This window comes from Streptomyces chengmaiensis (genome assembly GCF_029846775.1).
GTDB classification, from domain to species: domain Bacteria; phylum Actinomycetota; class Actinomycetes; order Streptomycetales; family Streptomycetaceae; genus Streptomyces; species Streptomyces chengmaiensis.
The window spans coordinates 1-16,625 of the sequence record NZ_JARWBG010000056.1 but is presented as its reverse complement, the minus strand read 5'-3'; the positions used below and the strand labels follow the sequence as shown (position 1 = coordinate 16,625).

14 protein-coding genes are annotated in these 16,625 nt (G+C 73.2%); 8 read left to right on the top strand and 6 right to left on the bottom strand.

The window, feature by feature from the left end:
* Positions 1 to 11: 11 nt before the first annotated feature.
* A complete protein-coding gene (locus QCN29_RS30795; RefSeq protein ID WP_279932300.1) occupies positions 12 to 1,484 on the bottom strand; it encodes a protein phosphatase 2C domain-containing protein in 1,473 nt (490 codons plus the stop codon).
* Positions 1,485 to 1,577: 93 nt separating this feature from the next.
* On the opposite strand from QCN29_RS30795, the gene QCN29_RS30790 reads away from it, so the two are divergent.
* Positions 1,578 to 2,579: a helix-turn-helix domain-containing protein gene (locus tag QCN29_RS30790; RefSeq protein WP_279932299.1), complete on the top strand. Its 1,002-nt coding sequence runs from the start codon at positions 1,578 to 1,580 to the stop codon at positions 2,577 to 2,579.
* Between the two features lie 23 nt (positions 2,580 to 2,602).
* Positions 2,603 to 3,085, top strand: a complete 483-nt coding sequence (locus QCN29_RS30785) for a DUF456 domain-containing protein (RefSeq protein WP_279932324.1) — start codon at positions 2,603 to 2,605, stop codon at positions 3,083 to 3,085.
* Positions 3,086 to 3,384: 299 nt separating this feature from the next.
* Here QCN29_RS30785 and rsgA read toward each other — a convergent pair whose 3' ends face one another.
* The gene (gene rsgA, locus QCN29_RS30780; protein WP_279932298.1) at positions 3,385 to 4,482 is read right to left on the bottom strand and encodes a ribosome small subunit-dependent GTPase A; all 1,098 of its coding nucleotides are present in this window, start codon (positions 4,480 to 4,482) and stop codon (positions 3,385 to 3,387) included.
* Between the two features lie 438 nt (positions 4,483 to 4,920).
* Here rsgA and QCN29_RS30775 point away from each other — a divergent pair, with 438 nt between their 5' ends.
* The 5 genes from QCN29_RS30775 to meaB are packed head-to-tail and all read left to right on the top strand — an operon-like array spanning position 4,921 to position 12,593.
* Positions 4,921 to 6,378, top strand: a complete 1,458-nt coding sequence (locus tag QCN29_RS30775) for a hemolysin family protein (RefSeq protein ID WP_279932297.1) — start codon at positions 4,921 to 4,923, stop codon at positions 6,376 to 6,378.
* Complete coding sequence (locus tag QCN29_RS30770; RefSeq protein WP_279932296.1) at positions 6,375 to 7,421, top strand: hemolysin family protein; 1,047 nt, start codon at positions 6,375 to 6,377, stop codon at positions 7,419 to 7,421. The genes QCN29_RS30775 and QCN29_RS30770 overlap by 4 nt, the downstream gene beginning before the upstream one ends.
* Positions 7,422 to 7,478: 57 nt before the next feature.
* A complete protein-coding gene (locus tag QCN29_RS30765; protein WP_279932295.1) occupies positions 7,479 to 9,374 on the top strand; it encodes a methylmalonyl-CoA mutase subunit beta in 1,896 nt (631 codons plus the stop codon).
* Complete coding sequence (scpA, locus tag QCN29_RS30760; RefSeq protein ID WP_279932294.1) at positions 9,374 to 11,584, top strand: methylmalonyl-CoA mutase; 2,211 nt, start codon at positions 9,374 to 9,376, stop codon at positions 11,582 to 11,584. The genes QCN29_RS30765 and scpA overlap by 1 nt, the downstream gene beginning before the upstream one ends.
* A gap of 4 nt (positions 11,585 to 11,588) precedes the next feature.
* A complete protein-coding gene (meaB, locus tag QCN29_RS30755) occupies positions 11,589 to 12,593 on the top strand; it encodes a methylmalonyl Co-A mutase-associated GTPase MeaB (RefSeq protein WP_279932293.1) in 1,005 nt (334 codons plus the stop codon).
* 9 nt (positions 12,594 to 12,602) lie between these two features.
* Here the strand turns inward: meaB and QCN29_RS30750 are convergent, their stop codons facing one another.
* From QCN29_RS30750 to QCN29_RS30740, 3 genes are all read right to left on the bottom strand, one after another.
* Entirely contained in the window at positions 12,603 to 13,049 is a 447-nt protein-coding gene (locus QCN29_RS30750; RefSeq protein ID WP_279932292.1) for an SRPBCC family protein, read from the bottom strand.
* Between the two features lie 175 nt (positions 13,050 to 13,224).
* Positions 13,225 to 14,343, bottom strand: a complete 1,119-nt coding sequence (locus QCN29_RS30745) for a sensor histidine kinase (RefSeq protein WP_279932291.1) — start codon at positions 14,341 to 14,343, stop codon at positions 13,225 to 13,227.
* 4 nt (positions 14,344 to 14,347) lie between these two features.
* The gene (locus QCN29_RS30740) at positions 14,348 to 15,091 is read right to left on the bottom strand and encodes a response regulator transcription factor (protein WP_279932290.1); all 744 of its coding nucleotides are present in this window, start codon (positions 15,089 to 15,091) and stop codon (positions 14,348 to 14,350) included.
* 270 nt (positions 15,092 to 15,361) lie between these two features.
* On the opposite strand from QCN29_RS30740, the gene QCN29_RS30735 reads away from it, so the two are divergent.
* The gene (locus QCN29_RS30735; RefSeq protein ID WP_279932289.1) at positions 15,362 to 15,766 is read left to right on the top strand and encodes a VOC family protein; all 405 of its coding nucleotides are present in this window, start codon (positions 15,362 to 15,364) and stop codon (positions 15,764 to 15,766) included.
* Here QCN29_RS30735 and QCN29_RS30730 read toward each other — a convergent pair.
* A complete protein-coding gene (locus QCN29_RS30730) occupies positions 15,706 to 16,446 on the bottom strand; it encodes a helix-turn-helix domain-containing protein (RefSeq protein WP_279932288.1) in 741 nt (246 codons plus the stop codon). The genes QCN29_RS30735 and QCN29_RS30730 overlap by 61 nt on opposite strands.
* Positions 16,447 to 16,625: the final 179 nt, after the last annotated feature.

Below are 16,625 nucleotides of genomic sequence, written 5' to 3'. Positions count from 1 at the left end.
CGCCTGACGGGTCAGCGGGCCTCCCACACGGCCGCGGCCGTACGGTCGTCGGCGTAGCCCTTCACCCGCAGCTGGACGTCGGCGAGGTAGGCGGCGAGGCCGGGGGGCTCGCCGCCGCCCCAGCGCCCGGCCAGTTCCTCGGTGAGGGCGGGCTCGCCGCGCAGCGGCTCGGCGAGGCCCGCGCTGCACAGCAGCAGCGCATCGCCGGGGCGGGCCACGGAGGCACGGAAGCGGAACGGTTCGGCGGGGGGCGGCGGAGGGGGCTCGACATACGGGGACGGCGGCGTCGGGATGCCGAGGTCCATGGTGAGCCGGTCGCCCTCCGGGGTCTGTTCTGCGGTTCCGGCCCCGGTCGCGCCGTCGGCCGCCGCGGGCGGCTCGGGCGGCGTCGGTTCGATGTCCTGCCAGGCGCCGTCGCGCAGCCGGAACAGCCCGCCCCCGCCGACGCCGAAGAAGACGCGCGTACGGCAGGCGGGGTCGCCGGAGAGCAGCAGACAGCGCAGGACCGCGGCGTACTCCTCGGGGTCCGCCCCGCGTTCGGCGGCGTGGGCGCGCAGTCTGCCGAGGGTGCGGTCGGTGAGCCGGTGCAGCCCGGACTTGAGGTTGCCGCGGCGGCCCGCCCTGATGTCCTCGGCGAGGCGGTCGTGGCTGCGGCCCACGGCTGTGCCGATCCAGCGGCAGGCGTCGGCCGCGGCGAGGTGCGCGCCCTCGGCGGCGCGGGCCCCGCTGGCGATGGCCACCAGGACGAGAGCGGCCTCGCCGCCGCCGAAGCGTGCGGTGAGCAGCGCGTCGCGGCGCGGCTCCCCCCGATAGCGCGCGGAGTCGCCGCGGACGGACGCGGCGCGCAGGGTGCACGAGCCGTAGCGAGCGCCGTCGAGGACGGTGTCCGCGGTGAGTTCGTCGAGCGCGTCCGGGCGGGCCGGGGGCAGAGCGGTGGGCTCCGCCTCATAGGTGGGCGGCCCGCCGCCGACGACTCCGGTGGCAGGGCGGGGCGGTGGGGGCGCGGGAGCGGCGGCCGACCGGGGCGGCGGGGGCGCGGGCGTCTGTTCGACGGCCGGCCGGTGCGGTGGGGCGGTCTGCGGCGACACGGCGGCCGGCCGGTGCGGTGGGGCCGACTGCGGCGGTACGGCGGGGCGGGGCGGGGGCGGCTGTTCGGGCTGGCCCGAGCGGGGGATCTGGGCGGGCGGGCGGTCCGGCTGTTGCGGCCGTTCCGAGCGGTCCGGCTGTTGCGGCCGTTCCGAGCGGTCCGGCTGTTGCGGCCGTTCCGAGCGGTCCGGCTGTTCGGGGCGCTCCTCCGGCGGCGACGAGGTCTCCCACCAGGCGCGCGGACGGCCCGTCACCGTGCCTGCGGCGGAGGCGAATCGGTCGTCCAGAGTGTCGCCCGCCCGGAGGCCGGGACCGGTGTCCGCAGTGGATTCGGGTTCGCCGTACAGCCTGTTCCACCACTCGTCTTCGGTGGGAGGCCTCTCCCCCTGTTGACTCATGCCCTTATTGTCCACCGGGCGGGCCGGACGAAAACGGAGCGCGGTGAAAAAGCACAATGCGAATAATGGTGTTGGGGACGGGGGCGGGGTCTGGTGCTCGGAGCGATAGGTCTCGACGCGCGGCAGGAGTCGGCGTACCGGGCGCTGGTGGCGCTCGGGGCAGCGGAGGCGGCCGATCTGGCGCATCGGCTCGCGCTGCCCGAACCGGACACGGAGCGGGCGCTGCGGCAGTTGGAGCACCAGGGGCTGGTCGCCAGGTCGTCGGCGTGCCGGGGGCGGTGGGTGGCGGCCCCGCCGGGGGTCGCGCTGGGTGCGCTGCTTACCCGGCAGCGGCACGAGCTGGAGCGGGCCGAGCTGGCGGCTGCGGTGCTGGCCGAGGGGTACCGGGCGGAGGCGGCGGCGGGCGCGGGGTCCGCGGCGCACGATCTGGTGGAGGTGGTGACCGGCGCGAGCGCGGTGGCACACCGTTGTCTGCAGCTGCGGCTCGGTGCGGCCGAGGAGGTGTGCGCGCTGGTGACCGGCAGGCCCGTCGCGGCGCCCGGGTTGGACGACGAGGCGGCGGAGAAGACGGCGGGCCGGGGGGCGCCGTACCGGGTCGTGGTCGAGCGGCGGGTGTTGTCTCTGCCGGGCGGCACGGCCGGGGTGTCGGCGGCGCTGGGCGGCGACGTGCAGGTCAGGACGGTGGAGCGGGTGCCGGCCGAGCTGGTGATCGCGGACCGCGGACCGGCGATGGTGCCGCTGACCGGCAGAGGTGCGGAGCCCGCGGCCCTGGTCGTCCATGCCAGCGGACTGCTGGAGTCGCTGTCGGGCCTGTTCGAGGCGGTCTGGCGGGAGGCGCTGCCGCTGCGGCTGGGGGCCCACGGGATGCCGGAGGAGGGGCGGGCTCCGGGCCCGGACGCGGTCGACCTGGAGATCCTCTCGCTGCTGCTGGCCGGGTTGACGGACGCGAGCGTCGCCAAGCAGCTGGACCTGGGGCTGCGGACGGTGCAGCGCCGGGTGAAGGGGCTCATGGAGCTGGCGGGCGTGACGACGCGGCTTCAGCTGGGCTGGCACGCGTACCGGCGGGGCTGGGTGGCACGCGAACTGCGTGAGTGATCCAGATCCTGCACTCTGGGCAGATGGGCGTGTGGCAGCTCCTGATGGTCGGGGCGGTGATGCTGCTGGGCGTGCTCGGGGTGCTGATCCCCGGGGTTCCGGGGACCTGGCTGGTGTGGGCCGCGATCCTGTGGTGGGCGATGCAGGACCAGTCCGGTCTGGCCTGGGTGCTGCTGGTCTCCACGACGGTGCTGCTGCTGGTCAACCAGGTCGTGGTGTGGCAGCTGCCGCCGCGCCGCATCCGGGAGGTGGGCGTCACCAGACGCATGGCCGTCTTCGCCGGCGCGGGCTCGATCGCGGGTTTCTTCCTGCTGCCCGTGATCGGCGGGGTGGTCGGTTTCATCGGCGGCATCTACATCTGCGAACGCCTCCGCCTGGGCGGCCACGGGCAGGCGGCAGCCTCGACGAAGGCGGTGATGCGGGCGGTGGGGACGAGTGTGCTGGTGGAGCTGTTTACGTGCCTGGTGATCGTGGGGGCGTGGATGGGAGCGGTGCTGGGGGGTTGAGGCGGACGGGTACGAGCCCACGGCATGATCACCGATCCACACCGTGGGCCCCGCTGCCACTGCTGCGCCGGGATCGCGCCACCGGGCCCTTCCCTCAAGCGCGGAGCCCCGTCCCCGGGGGAGGGACCGGCGCGGACCCCGGCGTGAGCGCAGACCCCGGCGCGGCTGCGCGAAACCACCGCCCCGGGAGCCCGGAGGCAGAGCCCCTGCACCAGCACGGGCCTACGCCCGCAGCACACGTCCCCCCCCACAGGGCGGCAGCGCCCCCCGGAGGGGGCCGGGGGGCGGCAGGCCCCGGGCTACGGGAGGCCGTGGCCCTCCTTGGCCGCGCGGGCGGCGCGGCCGAACGCGCCCTGGCGCTTCCACTCCTTGCGGATGTCCGCGCGCAGGCGGGCGTCCGTCTTGGCGACATTGCGCCGGTTCTCACGGACCAGCTTCCGGTAGCTGTCGAGCCGGCGGGGCTGCAGTGTGCCGTCGTCGATCGCGGCGAGCACGGCACAGCCTGGCTCGGACCGGTGGGCGCAGTCGTGGAAGCGGCACTCCTCGGCGAGCTCCTCGATCTCCGAGAACGCCTGTTCGACGCCGCTGCCGGCGTCGAACAGCCCGACGCCCCGCAGCCCCGGAGTGTCGATGAGCACGCCTCCGCCGGGCAGGGCGAGCAGATTGCGGGTCGTGGTGGTGTGCCGGCCCTTGCCGTCGACGTCGCGGACGGCCTGCACATCCATCACGTCGTCGCCGAGCAGTGCGTTCGCGAGCGTCGACTTGCCCGCGCCGGAAACGCCGAGCAGCACGCTCGTGCCGCCGGCGACGATCGCGGCGAGCACGTCCACGCCGTGTCCCGCCGTCGCGCTGACGGGCAGGACCTGCACTCCGGGCGCGGTGGTCTGCACATCCTGGACCAGATGCCCCAGGCCCGCCGCGTCGGGCACCAGATCCGCCTTGGTGAGCACGATGAGCGGCTGCGCGCCGCTCTCCCACGCCAGCGCCAGGAAACGCTCGATCCGGCCGAGGTCCAGTTCGGCGGCGAGGGAGACCGCGATGACCGCCCAGTCCACGTTGGCGGCCAGGATCTGGCCCTCGGAGCGCTTGGAGGAGGTGGAGCGTACGAACGCGGTGCGGCGCGGCAGACAGGCCCGGACGTACCGCGGGCTGCCGCCGGGGTCGACCGCGGCCCAGTCGCCTGTGCACACGACCCGCAGCGGATCGTGCGGGGTGACGAACGCCGTGTCGGCCCGTACGGCCCCGTCCGCGGTCAGCACATCGCACTGCCCGCGGTCGACGCGTACCACCCGGCCCGGAAGCAGGCCCTGTTCGGCGTACGGGGTGAACTGCGCCGCCCAGTCGTGGTCCCAGCCATACGGGGCCAGCGCACGCTCGGAGTCAGCAGAGAAAGACAAAGGGGGAACCCTTCGGCAAGGGTGGCCCCGGCAACACCGCACACACGCACGCATCACACTCGGAAGCGCCGGCAGCGCCTGGCGAAGGTGAAAGTCGGTCAGCCGGAGACCACAGGGGTGGGATTGACAAACGCGAGAACCCGGGCCGCACCCGGCGCCATGACCGTCATCAACGTCCTCACCTCCTGCTCGATTCGGCTTCCAGAACCGCGGCTCACTCTAGACCTGCCGCACCGGAGAGCGGCAACCGGTTTTCCTTCTGTGACCTGAGACACACCTGACTGGTTTGCGCCGCCTTTACTATGTGTGAGAGCGGGGTCAGCCTCCCCGCCCCTGAACCAGAGAACCGAGAAGGAGCTGCGGTCCCGCAATGGGTGAGCCTCCCAGTACGAGCCGTGCCATCCCCGACCCGTCGCAGAGCGAAGCGGGGGTGGCACGGTGACCGAGATTCTTCTGCTGTTCCTCGCTCTCGCCCTGACCCTCGCCTGCGCCGTGTTCGTCGCGGCGGAGTTCTCGCTGACCACCGTGGAGCGCGGCGAGCTCGAACGAGCCGCGCAGGCCGGTGAGCGCGGGGCCGCCGGTGCGCTGAAGGCCGCCAAGCGGCTGACGTTCCAGCTGTCCGGAGCTCAGCTGGGCATCACCGTGACCTCGCTGGTCATCGGCATGCTCGCCGAGCCGTCGCTGGCGGTGCTGCTGCACGGGCCGCTGACGGCCGTCGGGCTGCCCGCGGGGGCGGTGTCGACGGTGGCCACGCTGCTCGGCGTGGCCGTGTCCACCGTGGTGCTGATGGTCGTCGGCGAGCTGGTGCCCAAGAACTGGGCGATCTCCAGCCCACTGGCCGTCGCCAAGGTGGTGGCGGGCCCGCAGCGGGCCTTCACCGCCGCGTTCGCGCCGCTGATCCGCCATCTGAACAACACGGCGAACCGCCTGGTGCGCCGCTTCGGCCTGGAGCCCGCCGAGGAGCTGGCCTCCGCCCGCACCCCTGAGGAACTGGTGGCGCTCGCTCAGCACTCCGCCCGGGAGGGTGCGATCGAGCAGGACTCGGCCGAGCTGTTCGTCCGCACGCTCCATCTGGGCTCGCTGAACGCGGAGAACGTGATGACGCCGCGCGTCGACGTCCAGGCCCTGGAGGCGCACGCCACCGCCGCGGACGCCGCGAACCTCACCCTGGCGACCGGGCTTTCCCGGTTCCCGGTCTACCGGGACTCCCTCGACCATGTGATCGGCACCGTGCACATCCGCGATGTGCTCGCGCTGGACGAGCCGGTGCGGGCCCGCACCCCGGTGACCGAGCTGGCCACCGAGCCGCTGCTGGTGCCCGACTCGCTCCCGGTGGACCGGCTGCTGGCCCGGCTGCGGCGGACCCGCACGATGGCCGTGGTGATCGACGAGTACGGCGGCACCGCGGGCGTGGCGACCGTCGAGGACATCGTCGAGGAGGTCGTCGGCGAGGTCCGCGACGAGCACGACCCGCACGAGCGGCCGGATCTGCTGCCGGTGGAGCCGTCGGCGGACGGCCGCAGGGCGTGGGAGGCGGACGGCGGCGTCCGGCTCGACCAGCTGGCGAAGATCGGCTTCAGCGCCCCCGACGGCCCGTACGAGACCCTGGCGGGTCTGATCGCCAACCGGCTGGAGCGCATTCCGCGCACCGGCGACCGGCTGGACGTGGACGGCTGGCAGTTCGCGGTGGCCCATGTCGACCACCACCGGGCCGACCAGGTCCGCATCACCGCGGCGGCGCCCCAGGACGGCGATGCGGAGACCGTCCGCGCCGAGGTGCCCGCACCCTCTCCCGTGCCCGCGGCCGAACCGGTCGCCGAACCCGTCCCGACCGCCGCGTCCGCCTCCGGGTCGGCCCCGGCGTCCGCCGTGCAGATCGCCGAGGAAGTCCGATGACCGCTCTGCAGATTGCCATCGGCGTTCTGACGCTCTTCACCAACGCCTTCTTCGTGGGCGCCGAGTTCGCGCTGATCTCGGTGCGCCGCAGCCAGATCGAGCCCGCGGCCCACAAGGGGAACAGGCGCGCCCGGCTCACCCTGTGGGGCCTCGAGCATCTGTCCGCGGCCATGGCCACGGCCCAGCTCGGCATCACCGTGTCCTCGCTGGTGCTGGGCGCGGTCGCCGAACCGGCCATCGCGCACCTGCTGGAGCCGCCGTTCGCGGCGGTCGGCGTGCCCGAGGGGCTGATCCACCCGATCGCCTTCGTCATCGCGCTGACACTGGCGACCTATCTGCACATGCTGATCGGCGAGATGGTGCCAAAGAACATCGCGCTCGCCGCGCCCACGGCCACCGCGCTGCTGCTGGCCCCGCCGCTGGTGGCCCTCACCCGCGCGCTGCGGCCCGTGGTCTTCGGGATCAACGCCTTCGCCAACGCGCTGCTGCGGCTGCTCAGGGTGGAACCCAAGGACGAGGTCGCCTCGGTGTTCACGGACGACGAACTCGCCCGTCTGGTGAAGGACTCCAGCGAGGCGGGCCTGCTCGACCCGGCGGACGGCCAGCGGCTGCAGGACGCGCTGGAGCTGGGCACCCGCCCGGCCGGCGAGGTGATGGTGCCGCTGAGCCGGACCGTCATGGTCGGCCATGACGTCACCCCGCAGCAGCTGGAGCGCAAGGCCGCCTCGTCGGGCTTCTCCCGGCTGCCGGTGACCGGTCCGGGCGACGAGATACTCGGCTACCTCCACATCAAGGACTCCCTCGGGGTGGCCGAGCGGACCCGCCCGTTCCCGCGCACCGCGCTCCACCCGGTGATACGGGTCGAGATCGACACTCCGCTGGACGACACGATGACCGCGATGCGCGCGGCCGGCACTCATCTGGCGGCGGTCACCGGTGAGCGGGGCACGGTGATCGGTTTTGTGACGATGGAGGATGTACTCGAGGAGCTGGTGGGCCCCGGACCTGCGACGGAGCGTCCCGCGGCGGCTAACGCCCGTTAGCAAGGTCACAGCTTTCGCCTCTGCTGCACCTTTGCGGGGTTGCCCTAGCATCTGAGCATGACGGTCCTCCCCGACAACGGGTTCTCGCCGGCCGCCGATTTCCCGAACGCATCCCATGAGCAGTGGCAGCGCCTTGTCGGCACGGTGCTGCGCAAAGCGGGCAAGGACGTTCCGGACGACGCGGCCGAGAGCATGCTGTCCACCGCCCTGGAGGACGGGCTTGCCACCCGTCCCCTCTACACGGCGGCCGACGGCGTCGCAGGCACGGCCGAGTCGACGGGGTATCCCGGATTCGCCCCTTTCACCCGCGGCGGCAGGCCGGAGGGCTCGGCGGTCAGCGGCTGGGACGTACGCCAGCGCCATGACCGGCCGGACCCCGTCCGCGCGAACGAGGCGGTGCTGGCCGACCTCGAGAACGGCGTCACCTCCGTCTGGCTGTCGGTCGGAGCCGCCGGAGTGCCCGTATCCTCCCTGGGCACGGCGCTGGAGGGCGTCTATCTCGACCTCGCGCCCGTGGTGCTGGACGCGGGCGCGGACTTCGCCCCCGCGGCGCACGCACTGCTGCGGCTCTACGAGGAGCGAGGCGTGGCCCCCGAGGCCGCGCTCGGCACTCTGGGCGCGGACCCGCTGGGCCATGCGGCCCGTACGGGCGACCATGCGGCGGTCGACGGCGGCATGACGGCCGCCGCCGAGCTGGCCCGGCTGTGCGCCGAGCGGCATCCGGGGCTGCGGGCCGTCGTCGTCGACGCGATGCCGTACCACGAGGCGGGCGCGTCGCCCGCGCAGGAGCTGGGCTGCTCGCTGGCGACGGGCGTGGCCTGGCTGCGTGCCCTCACCGCCGCCGGTCTGCCGGCGGAGGCGGCCTGCGCACAGCTGGAGTTCCGTTACGCGGCCACGGCCGACCAGTTCCTGACCATAGCCAAGCTGCGCGCCGCGCGCCGACTGTGGGCGCGCGTCGCCGAGGTGTGCGGCGTCGGGGGAGCGGGCGGCGCACAGCGCCAGCACGCGGTGACCTCTCCGGTGATGATGACCCGGCGCGACCCGTGGGTGAACATGCTGCGCACCGCCGTCGCCTCGCTCGCGGCGGGCGTCGGCGGCGCGGACGCGGTGACCGTGCTGCCGTTTGACCACGCACTGGGGCTGCCGGACGCGTTCGCGCGCCGCATCGCCCGCAACACCTCGACGATCCTGCTGGAGGAGTCGCACCTGGGGCAGGTCATCGACCCGGCCGGCGGCTCCTGGTACGTCGAGCGGCTCACCGGGGAACTGGCCGCGGCCGCCTGGGAGCAGTTCCAGGACATCGAGCGGGCCGGCGGCCAGGCCTCGGCGCTGCGCGACGGGCTGATCGCCGAGCGGCTCGGCGCGACCTGGGAAGGCCGCAGGAAGAAGCTGGCGACCCGCCGCGAACCGGTCACCGGCGTCAGCGAGTTCCCCCTGCTCGCCGAGCCCGCCGTGGAGCGCGAGCCCGCACCCGCACCGCCTTCGGGCGGGCTGCCGCGGGTACGCCGCGACGAGGCGTACGAGGCGCTGCGCGCCCGCTCCGACGCGCATCTCGCCGCCACGGGGGCACGTCCGCGGGTCTTCCTCGCCGCGCTGGGACCGGCCGCCGCGCACACCGCGCGCGCCGCGTTCGCGGCCAACCTCTTCCAGGCGGGCGGCGTCGAGCCCGTGCACGAGCCGGCGTCCGTGGACGCCGCGTCGGCGGCGGACGCGTTCACGGCGAGCGGCGCCGCCGTCGCCTGCATCTGCTCCAGCGACGCCCTGTACGCCGAGCAGGCGGCCGACGTCGCGAAAGCGCTCAAGTCGGCGGGCGCGCAGCAGGTGTTCCTCGCCGGACGCCCCGGCGAGCAGCGCGAGACCTACGAACAGGCCGGGGTCGACGCGTTCGTCGTCGCGGGCGGTGACGCGATCGCCGTGCTGAGCGGCGTACTCGACCGGATCGGAGTGGCGTGATGAGCATTCCCGACTTCTCGACGATCGAGCTGGGCGAGCCGTCAGATGCGGCGCGGACGGGCCGGGACCAGTGGCGCAGCGCCGTCAAGGAGGCCACCGGCAAGGGCGACGCCGATCTGGTGTGGGAGACGCCCGAGGGCATCCCGGTGAAGCCGCTCTACACGGGTGACGATCTGGCGGGCCTGGACTTCCTCCAGACCTACCCGGGCATCGCTCCGTATCTGCGCGGCCCGTATCCGACGATGTACGTCAACCAGCCCTGGACGATCCGGCAGTACGCAGGCTTCTCCACCGCGGAGGAGTCCAACGCCTTCTACCGGCGCAATCTGGCCGCCGGTCAGAAGGGCCTCTCGGTCGCCTTCGACCTGCCGACCCACCGCGGCTACGACAGCGACCATCCGCGGGTGACGGGCGACGTCGGCATGGCGGGCGTGGCCATCGACTCGATCTACGACATGCGGCAGCTGTTCGACGGGATTCCGCTGGACCGGATGAGCGTGTCGATGACGATGAACGGCGCGGTGCTGCCCGTGCTCGCCCTCTACATCGTGGCCGCCGAGGAACAGGGCGTGCCGCCGGAGAAGCTGGCGGGGACCATTCAGAACGACATCCTCAAGGAGTTCATGGTCCGCAACACCTATATCTATCCGCCGCAGCCGTCGATGCGGATCATCTCCGACATCTTCGAGTACACCTCGAAGAAGATGCCCCGCTACAACTCGATCTCCATCTCCGGCTATCACATCCAGGAGGCCGGGGCGACGGCCGATCTGGAGCTGGCGTACACGCTCGCCGACGGTCTGGAGTATCTGCGGGCGGGCATCGGCGCGGGCCTGGACGTCGACTCATTCGCACCGCGGCTGTCGTTCTTCTGGGCGATCGGCATGAACTTCTTCATGGAGATCGCCAAGCTGCGCGCGGCGCGGCTGCTGTGGGCGAAGCTGGTGAAGGGCTTCGACCCCAAGAACCCCAAGTCGCTGTCGCTGCGCACCCACTGCCAGACCTCGGGCTGGTCGCTGACCGCGCAGGACGTCTTCAACAACGTCACCCGGACGTGTGTGGAGGCCATGGCCGCGACGCAGGGCCACACCCAGTCGCTGCACACCAACGCGCTGGACGAGGCGCTGGCGCTGCCGACGGACTTCTCCGCTCGCATCGCCCGCAACACCCAGCTGCTGCTCCAGCAGGAGTCCGGCACCTGCCGGGTGATCGATCCCTGGGGCGGCAGCGCGTATGTGGAGCGGCTCACTCACGATCTGGCCCGCCGGGCGTGGCAGCACATCGAGGAGGTCGAGGCGGCCGGCGGCATGGCCAAGGCCATCGACGCGGGCATCCCGAAGATGCGCGTCGAGGAGGCGGCGGCCCGCACCCAGGCCCGTATCGACTCCGGCCGCCAGCCGGTGATCGGCGTCAACAAGTACCGGGTCGACAGCGATGAGCAGATCGAGGTGCTGAAGGTCGAGAACTCCCAGGTGCGGGCGCAGCAGATCGAGAAGCTGCGGCGGCTGAGGGAGGAGCGCGACGAGAACGCCTGCCGGGACGCGCTGCGGGCGCTCACCGCGGCCGCGGAGGCCGGCGCCGGCCGCAGCGGCGGTCCGGCCGGCAATCTGCTGGCGCTGGCCGTGGACGCGGCCCGGGCGAAGGCGACGGTCGGGGAGATCTCGGACGCCCTGGAGAAGGTGTACGGGCGGCACTCGGGCCAGATCCGTACGATCTCCGGTGTGTACCGGAACGAGGCGGGGACGTCACCGGCGGTCGAGCAGACGCGCACGCTGGTGGAGGAGTTCGAGCAGGCGGAGGGGCGCAGGCCGCGCATCCTGGTCGCCAAGATGGGCCAGGACGGCCATGACCGGGGCCAGAAGGTGATCGCGACGGCCTTCGCCGATCTGGGCTTCGACGTGGACGTCGGTCCGCTGTTCCAGACCCCGGCGGAGGTGGCGCGGCAGGCGGTCGAGGCGGATGTGCACATCGTGGGCGTCTCCTCGCTGGCCGCCGGTCATCTGACGCTGGTGCCCGCACTGAAGGAGCAGCTGGCGGCCGAGGGGCGCGAGGACATCATGATCGTGGTGGGCGGGGTGATCCCGCCGCAGGACGTCGAGACCCTGCACGAGGCAGGGGCCACGGCGGTGTTCCCGCCGGGCACGGTGATCCCGGACGCGGCCGCGGACCTGGTGCGCACGCTTGCCGGGTCGCTCGGCCACGAGCGTTGAGCCGGTGGGCGTGCCCGTGCCGACGATCGACATCGACAGTTATGTGAAAGGCGTGCGGGAGGGCTCGCGTGCGTATGTCGCGCGGGCCGTCACGCTCGTGGAGTCCACCCGGGCCGACCACCGCGCGCTCGCACAGCAGTTGCTCACCGAGCTGCTGCCGTACGCGGGGACGGCCCGCCGGGTGGGGGTCAGCGGGGTGCCGGGGGTCGGCAAGTCGACCTTCATCGACGCGCTGGGCACCATGCTCACGGGCCTGGGGCACAAGGTCGCGGTGCTGGCGGTGGACCCGTCGTCCAGCCGCACCGGCGGCTCCATCCTCGGCGACAAGACGAGGATGGAGCGGCTGTCGGTCGACCCGGCTGCGTTCGTCCGCCCGTCCCCCACGTCCGGCACGCTCGGCGGGGTGGCCAAGGCGACGCGCGAGTCCATCGTGGTGATGGAGGCGGCCGGGTACGACGTCGTGCTGGTGGAGACCGTGGGCGTCGGGCAGTCCGAGACCGCGGTCGCGGGCATGGTCGACACCTTTCTGCTGCTCACCCTGGCCCGCACCGGCGACCAGCTGCAGGGCATCAAGAAGGGTGTGCTGGAGCTCGCGGACGTCATCGCCGTCAACAAGGCGGACGGCCCGCACGAGCGGGACGCCCGCGCGGCTGCCCGCGAACTGGCGGGGGCGCTGCGGCTGATGCACCCGGCCGACGCGGCGTGGACGCCGCCGGTGCTGTCGTGCAGCGCCCGGGAGTCCGCGGGCCTGGATGTGCTGTGGGAGCGGGTGGAGCAGCACCGGGCGCTGCTGGACTCCGCGGGCCGGCTGGCCGCGAAGCGCCGCGAGCAGCAGGTCGAGTGGGTCTGGTCGATGGTCCACGACGAGCTGCTGGGCAGGCTGCGCGCGCATCCCGGCGTACGGGACCTGGCGCCCGCGCTGGAACAGCGGGTGCGTGCGGGCGAACTGACGGCGACGCTGGCGGCGGAGCAGATCCTGAACGAGTTCGGGTCCGGCGGGCGGGGATAGCGGGTCCGGCTACCCGCTCCGCTCCAGGACTCCCTTCAGGTGCTGCTCGTTCCTCGGCAGCTCCCTGCGCACCTGTGGCCGTGCGACGAGGGGGACGAGCAGCTTGCCGATCCCGTGGCCCTCGAAGTCGACGGAGATGGTCACCCGGGAGCGGTCTCCCTCGCCGAGGGGCTCGACGGTGCCGTGCACCATGCCGCGGACGGGGCCGTCGACCCCGCGCAGGGTCCAGCTCCTGGGCGGGTCCATTTCGTCGACTTCCGTGGTCATGGCGATCTCGCGCCCGCCGATGCGCCTGGTCACCCGGAAGGTGGACCCGACGGCCGGCGGAGTGCTCTCCGCAGGCTCCGCGGCCACCGCGTTCTCCTGCCACTCCGGGAGGTGGGAGGGATCGGTCACGTAGGAGAAGACGTCTTCGGGCCGGCGGTCGATCTCTATGGTTTCCTTGATCGCGGACATTTCTGCCCCCTTTTTTCAGGGTTAATCCCCATGATCTCACGAGGTTCCCCATCCCGGGGTCCCCTCCCTGGGCTCCGCCCCGGGCCCCCGGGCTCTTCGATCGACGGCGGGGCTCGTTCTGTCCCCGGAACACGGCCGAAGGCGAACCCGGAGTCCGGGGTGGAGCCCCAGAGGACTACGCTCCGACGGCCGCAGCCGGGAGCTTCACCTCAAAACGGCAGCCGCCTGTCACATTGCGCACGTCCGCCCTGCCGGCGTGCGCCTCGACTATCCCGCGGACGATCGCCAGCCCGAGCCCAGCCCCGGCCGGGGGCGTACGCGCCTGGCTGCCGCGCCAGCCCGTGTCGAAGACCCGCGGCAGGTCCTCCTCCGGAATGCCGCCGCAGCCGTCGGTGACGGACAGCACCACCCACTCCTCGCGGCGTTCCGCGGCGACGGCGACGGTGCCGTCCGCGGGGGTCCTGCGGATGGCGTTCACCAGCAGATTGGCCAGGACCCGCGTCATCTCCTTGCCGTCCACCTCCACCGGCACCGGCTCCACCCGGTCTCCGACGAGCCGTACGCCGTGCTCGCGGGCCAGCGGGTCGGCCCCGGCCAGGGCCTCCCCGACCAGGTCGTACACGGACATCCGGGTGGGGGTGAGGGCGAGCGCGCCGGCGTGGATGCGGGAGAGCTCGAAGAGATCGCCGACCATGCCGTTGAGCCGGTCCACCTCGGTGCGTATCTGGGTGAAGTACCGCTCCGGGTCCTGCACCACGCCGTCCTCCAGCGCCTCGGACATCGCCCGCAGTCCGGCCAGCGGCGTCCGCAGGTCGTGCGAGATCCAGGCGACGAGTTCCCGGCGCGAGGCCTCCAGCGCCCGCTCGCGCTCCCGGGAGGCAGCGAGCTTCTCGCTGGTGGCGGCCAGCTCACGGCTCAGCTCGGCAAGCTCGGCGGTGGGGGCCCGGTCAGGGGCGGAGAACGCGCCGCCCTCGCCGAACGACCGCGCCGCCTGCGTCAGCTCCCGGCTGCGGGCCACGACCCAGCGGCCCAGCAGCAGCGCCACGGCGAGCGAGACCGCCGCGGCCATCGCCGCCACCATGGTGACGACCTTGAGGTCGTGCGGCGACAGGAACATCGCCTGCGCGACGGCGAGGGTGCCCGCAAGCATCGCGGTCACCGTCACCGCGGCGACGACGGTGAGCGACACCGCGACGGAGCGGTGCCGCAGCAGCCGCAGCGCCAGCGCACCGAGCACCCCGGCGAAACCGGCTCCCAGCAGGGCGAAGAAGGCGATCAGAAGCAGGTCGCGCACGGGCTCAGACCTCTTCCCGGGCGACGGGCAGAGTGGCTGCGGAATCCTGAGGAGCGTCGAAACGGTAGCCCACCCCCCAGACCGTCTGGATCAGCCGCGGGCTGGCCGGATCATCCTCGATCTTGCCGCGGAGCCGCCGCACATGGACGGTCACGGTGGACAGATCGCCGAACTCCCAGCCCCACACCTCGTGCATCAGCTGCTCCCGGCCGATCGCCCGGCCGGGGTGGTGCATCAGATGGGCGAGCAGATCGAACTCCCGGAGTGTCAGGCTCAGTTCCCGCCCGTCCTTGACCGCCCGCCGCGCCGCCGGGTCCAGCACGATGCCCGCGGCCCGCAGCTTTGGACCCGTGCGCCGCGGCCCGTCCGCGGTACCCGGCCCGCCGTGCCTGCGCAGCACGGACTCCACCCGCAGCACCAGCTCGCGCGGGCTGAACGGCTTGGTCACATAGTCGTCCGCGCCGAGCTCCAGGCCCAGGATCCGGTCGTCCTCGTCGCCGCGCGCAGTGAGCATGATCACCGGTACAGGGGGCGCGTCGCCGGCCCTGAGCCGTCTGCAGACCTCCAGCCCGTCCATCCCGGGCAGCATCAGATCGAGCACCACCAGATCGTGCCGCCGCCCGGCGGCCAGCCGGAGCGCCTCGAGCCCGTCCGCGGCCCGGTCCACCCGGAACCCGGCCCGCTCCAGATAGCCGGTGACGACCTCGGCGACGGTGGGATCGTCGTCGACGACCAGAATGCTGTGCATCCCCCCAGTGTCCCCGCCCGCATGGTGTGCCGAGGGCCCCGGGGCCTTACGAATCGGTGACGTCACCGCTGCCGGACGCCGCCGGACATCTGCCGGGCGCTCCGGACGACCGCCTGACGCCGCCGGATGCCGCCGGACGCCTCCGGACGACCGCCTGACGCCGCCGGATGCCGCCGGACGCCTCCGGACGACCGCCTGACACCGCCGAATGCCGCCGGATGTCCGATCCGTTCAAGACCGCGGTCCGCGCCCGCGCATACGGTCGACGGCATGACCGCACAACCGACTCCACGACTCGACGCCATCGGACTGGTCGTCTCCGACATGGCCGCCTCCCTCGCCTTCTACCGCCGCCTCGGCCTGGACATCCCCGCGGACGCCGACTCCGCGCCGCACGTCGAAGCGGCGCTTCCCGGCGGCCTTCGGGTGCTCTGGGACACCGAGGAGACGGTCCGCTCATTCGACCCGCACTGGACCAGGCCGTCCGGCGGCGGCCGCCTCGGTCTCGCCTTCCTGTGCGGCAGCCCCGGGGAGGTCGACACCGTGTACGCGGACCTCGTCGCCGCGGGCTACCGCGGCCATCTGAAGCCGTGGGACGCCTTCTGGGGTCAGCGCTACGCGGTCGTGCTGGACCCCGACGGCTGTGAGGTCTCGCTCTTCGCCGACTCCGCGTAGGCCCCGAGGGTCATCCCGGCCAGATCGCGCATTTCGCGGGCGAGGTGTGCCTGATCGGCACAGCCGGAGGCCGCTGCCGCGTCCACGAAGGGCGCACCGAGGCGTACCAGGCGCAGGGCGCGCTGCAGGCGCAGCACCCGGGCCAGCGTCTTCGGCCCGTAGCCGAAGGCGTCCAGGCAGCGGCGGTGCAGCTGCCTGGCGCCAAGGCCGACCTCCTCGGCCGCGGCGGCGACCGTGCCGCCCGCCTCCAGCAGCCGTACCACGGCGCCGGTCAGCGGATCCGGCGGCCCCGCCGCGGCCGCCCGGCGCAGCGCCTCGGCCTCCAGCTCCGCCGCAGGGTCGGCGGCCCGCCCGACGCGAGCGGCGAGCCGCCCGGCCTCCGCCGCGCCGCTCAGCTCCGAGAGGTCCGTCCTCAGGTCGCGCAGCTCGTGCGCCGGCACCCCCAGGAACAGGGGGCCGGTCCCGGGTGCGAAGCGCACCCCGGCGAAGCGTTCGCCGAGAGCGGGGTCGGGCCGGTGCGCCCGGGTGTCGGGGCCGGCGACGAGGAGCCGGCCGTCGGCCCAGATCAGGTCCATGCAACCGTCGGGCAGCACGGGCAGGGCCCGGTCGGCCGTCCGGCTGTCCCGGACCGCCGTCCAGACGACGGCTCCCGCAAGCCTCGACGCCCGCTCCGCGTACACGGGAATGAGACTAGTAGTGCTTGGTCAGGTTGGTTGTCCTGGTGCGTGTCCTTCGGGCCCGGTGTGGCGTTGAGTGGGTGTGACTCCGGACGAGATGACTTTGGCGCGTGGTGAGTTGGAGGCGTTTGCGGCGGAGATGTTCGAGCCGTTCGCGAGAAACGACCAGCGCCGGTGGGGCC

Bases quoted from the DNA above. Each gene is read 5' to 3' on its own strand.
- QCN29_RS30795 (WP_279932300.1), bottom strand. From the start codon at position 1,484: ATGAGTCAACAGGGGGAGAGGCCTCCCACCGAAGACGAGTGGTGGAAC.
- QCN29_RS30785 (WP_279932324.1), top strand. From the start codon at position 2,603: ATGGGCGTGTGGCAGCTCCTGATGGTCGGGGCGGTGATGCTGCTGGGC.
- QCN29_RS30770 (WP_279932296.1), top strand. From the start codon at position 6,375: ATGACCGCTCTGCAGATTGCCATCGGCGTTCTGACGCTCTTCACCAAC.
- QCN29_RS30765 (WP_279932295.1), top strand. From the start codon at position 7,479: ATGACGGTCCTCCCCGACAACGGGTTCTCGCCGGCCGCCGATTTCCCG.
- scpA (WP_279932294.1), top strand. From the start codon at position 9,374: ATGAGCATTCCCGACTTCTCGACGATCGAGCTGGGCGAGCCGTCAGAT.
- QCN29_RS30750 (WP_279932292.1), bottom strand. From the start codon at position 13,049: ATGTCCGCGATCAAGGAAACCATAGAGATCGACCGCCGGCCCGAAGAC.
- QCN29_RS30740 (WP_279932290.1), bottom strand. From the start codon at position 15,091: ATGCACAGCATTCTGGTCGTCGACGACGATCCCACCGTCGCCGAGGTC.
- QCN29_RS30735 (WP_279932289.1), top strand. From the start codon at position 15,362: ATGACCGCACAACCGACTCCACGACTCGACGCCATCGGACTGGTCGTC.